The sequence below is a fragment of the Kitasatospora sp. MAA19 genome (assembly GCF_029894125.1).
In the GTDB taxonomy this organism is placed as follows: domain Bacteria; phylum Actinomycetota; class Actinomycetes; order Streptomycetales; family Streptomycetaceae; genus Kitasatospora.
Map to the genome: position 1 here is coordinate 1 of NZ_JARXYZ010000079.1, position 3,960 is coordinate 3,960.

The window sequence follows — 3,960 nt, forward strand, 5'->3', positions numbered from 1 at the left end:
CCTCCGCAACCCCGTCCTCTTCCACCCCACCGCCCAAACCCTCATCACCACCCACCACACCACCTTCATCGAACCCAGCGCCCACCCCGTACTCATCGCGTCGCTCCAGGACACGGCCGACGTCGCCGAGTCCGACGTCGCCGCCGTCGGTTCCCTTCGGCGCGATCACGGCAGCCAGGCCAACCTCCTCACCTCCGCCGCGCAGGCGTGGGTCCGCGGCCTGCCCGTCGACTGGGCCGCGCAGTACCCCGGCGGCCGGCGGATCGTCCTGCCCACCTACCCCTTCCAGCGCACGCGCTACTGGATCGACACGCCGGCCGGGCTCGCGGCGACGACCGGCGGTGGCGACGAGGAGTTCTGGGAGGCCGTGGAAGCAGCCGACACCGACGCCGTCGCCTCGGTGCTGGGGCTGCGCGGGGATCAGCCGGACTGGTTGCGGCAGGCGCTGCCCGCGCTGGCCCGCCGCCGCGAGCTGCGCCGCGCGAGCAGCCGCCTCGACGCCCTGCGCTACACGGTCGAGTGGGTGCCGTCGACCGGCATCGGCCGCGGCGCGCCGACCGGCACGTGGCTGGTCGTCACCCCGGACGGCGAGCACGATGCCGCTTGGGCGCAGGCGGCGCGGGACGGGCTGCGCACGGGTGGAGCCGAGGTGGTGGAGCTCCGGCTCGGCGCCGAGGACCGCGCCGCGCTGGGCGCCCTGCTGCCCCGCGACGTGGACGCGGTGCTGTCGCTGCTTCCGACGGGTGACGCCGTGGCTCCGCAACACGGTGCCGTCCCGACGGGCACGGCCGCCACGCTGACGCTGATCCATGCGCTCGCCGACGCCGGCCTGGACGTCCCGTTGTGGACCCTCACCTCGGGCGCGGTCGCAGTGGACCGGGCGGACGCCCTGCGCAACCCCGCGCAGAGCCAGGCGTGGGGCCTCGGACGGGTGGTCGCCCTGGAGCAGCCCGAACGCTGGGGCGGGCTCGTGGACCTTCCCGAGCTCCCCAGCGAGCAGGCGGTCGCATGGCTGCTGGCCGTACTGGCGCAGCGCAGCGAGGACCAGGTCGCCGTCCGTGGGTCCGGCTCCTTCGCGCGCCGGCTGGTGCACGCCGGGGCGACGACCCCGGTCACGACGGAACGTCGGACGCGCGGCACGGTACTCGTCACCGGCGGCACCGGCGCGCTCGGCGCGCGGGTCGCGCGGCAGCTCGTCCAGCAGGGCGCCGGGCGGCTGGTGCTGGCGAGCCGGCGTGGACCGCAGGCTCCGGGCGCGGACGCACTCGCCGCGGAGTTGCGGGCGCTCGATGCCGAGGTCGCCGTCGTGGCGTGCGACGTGGGCGACCGGTCCGACGTGGCGCGCTTGCTCGCCGAGTTCGCGGTGACCTCCGTGTTCCACACGGCGGGCGTGCTCGACGACGCGGTGGTGCACTCCCTGACGGTCGGCCAGCTCGACCGGGTGCTGCGGGTCAAGGCGGAGGGTGCGCGGCACCTGCACGAACTCACGGCGGAGCTGGACGAGTTCGTGCTGTTCTCCTCGATCGCCGGAGTGCTCGGTATCCCCGGCCAAGGGGGGTACGCACCCGGCAACGCCTATCTGGACGCGCTGGCCGAACACCGGCGTTCCCTGGGTCTGCCCGCGACCTCCTACGCCTGGGGCCCGTGGGCGGGGGACGGCATGGCCGCGGTCGACGGCGTGCAGGACCGGCTCCAGCGCCACGGAGCTCTGCCCCTCGAACCCGAGCTGGCTCTGGCGGTCCTCGCTCTCGGTGCCGACGAGGACCGTGCGACCACCATGGTGGCCGACATCCACTGGGACCGGTTCCACCTCGCCTACTCCGAGGCCCGGACCCGGCCGCTCATCGAGGACCTTCCCGAGGTCCGCGCCCTCGTGGCGGCGGCGTCCGGCCATCGGGACGACGAGACGGGGCCGGGGCTGGCCGCTCGCGTGCGGTCCCTGTCCGGTCCGCCGCGGTCGGCGGCGGTACTCGACGTGGTGCGCGCCCAGGTCGCCGCGGTCCTGGGGCACACCGATCCACTGCTCGTCGACGTCGAACGGCCGCTGCGCGACCTGGGGTTCGACTCGCTCACCGGTGTGGAGCTGCGCAACCGGCTCGCCGCGGAAACCGGGGTCCGGCTGCCGTCGAGCCTGGTCTTCGACTATCCGACGGCCGTCGCGGTGGCGCGCCACGTCGAGTCCGTGTTGGTCGGCGAGGAGGAGACCGGACCGGTCGCCGTACCCACGCAGGCGGACGACGACGATCCGGTGGTCGTCGTCGCGATGGCGTGCCGCTATCCGGGAGCCGTCGGCTCACCGGAGGATCTGTGGCGGCTGATCGTGGACGGCGGCGACGCCGTCGGGGACTTCCCCACCGACCGCGGGTGGGACCTGCAGCAGCTGCTGTCCGGGAAGCCGGGTGATCCGGGCCGCTCGGCGACCGGGCGCGGGGGATTCCTCCACGACGTCGCCGACTTCGACGCGGACCTCTTCGGGATCTCCCCGCGCGAGGCCCTGGCGATGGACCCGCAGCAGCGGCTGCTGCTGGAAACCGCGTGGGAGACCTTCGAACACGCGGGGATCGACCCGACGTCGATGCGCGGCAGCCGGACCGGCGTCTTCGTCGGGCTGACCTACCAGGACTACCAGTCCCGGATCACCGAGCCGCCGGAGGAGCTGGCGGGTTACCTGCTGACGGGCGTGACCGCCAGCGTGGCCTCGGGCCGCATCTCCTACACCTTCGGTCTCGAAGGCCCCGCCGTCACGATCGACACCGCCTGCTCCTCGTCGCTGGTCGCCCTGCACCTCGCGGCGGAGTCGGTCCGGCGCGGTGAGTCCTCCGCGGCGCTGGCGGGTGGTGTCGCGCTGATGGCGACGCCGCACATGTTCACGGAGTTCAGCCGGCAGCAGGGTCTCTCTCCGGACGGCACGTGCAAGGCGTTCTCCGCCGACGCCGACGGGTTCGGCTCCGCGGAGGGCGTGGGTCTGATGCTGGTGGAGCGGCTCTCGGATGCCCGGCGCCTGGGTCACCCGGTCCTCGCGGTGCTGCGCGGCTCGGCCGTCAACCAGGACGGCGCCTCCAACGGCCTCACCGCCCCCAACGGCCCCTCCCAGCAACGGGTGATCCGCCAGGCCCTCGCCAACGCCGCACTCCAGCCCTCCGACGTGGACGCCGTCGAAGCCCACGGCACCGGCACCCGCCTCGGCGACCCCATCGAAGCCCAAGCGGTGCTGGCCACCTACGGACAGGACCGCGAACAGCCGCTCTGGCTCGGCTCGGTGAAGTCCAACATCGGCCACACCCAAGCCGCCGCCGGCGCCGCCGGCATCATCAAGATGATCCTCGCCATGCAGCACGGGATCCTCCCCCGCACCCTCCACGTCACCGAGCCGACCACCGAGGTCGACTGGACCGCGGGCGCCGTCTCCCTGCTCACCGAGCAGCAGCCCTGGCCGGCCCACGACCGCCCCCGCCGCGCCGCCGTCTCCGCGTTCGGCGTCAGCGGTACCAACGCCCACGTCATCCTGGAGCAGCCGCCCGCCGCCGACGAGCCCGCGACCGACGCACCGGACCACGGCGTCGTCCCGTGGACGCTGTCGGCGAAGACCCCCGAGGCACTGCGCGCTCAGGCCCGGCGCCTGCTGTCCCTCGACGGCCTGAACCCGGCCGATGTCGGCCACTCCCTGGCCACCGCACGGGCGACGCTGGAACACCGCGCCGTCGTCATCGGGGCCACCGGTGAGGAACTGTCGGCCGGGCTGGCCGCTCTCGCCGACGGTTCGCCGGCCGAGCGTGTCGCCGAGGGGGTCGCGTCGGCTAGGGGCAAGGTGGTGTTCGTGTTCCCCGGGCAGGGCTCGCAGTGGCCCGGCATGGGAGCCGACCTACTCGGCACCTCCGCGGTGTTCACCCAATGGATCGACCGCTGCGAGCAAGCCCTCGCCCCGTTCGTCGACTGGTCACTCACCGACGTCCTACGCGA

1 protein-coding gene is annotated in these 3,960 nt (G+C 74.0%); it reads left to right on the plus strand.

What is annotated here, in order from left to right; genetic code table 11:
* Nucleotides 1–3,960, plus strand: a 3,960-nt coding sequence (locus P3T27_RS40785) for a type I polyketide synthase (protein WP_280686437.1), incomplete at both ends; no start/stop codon positions are given.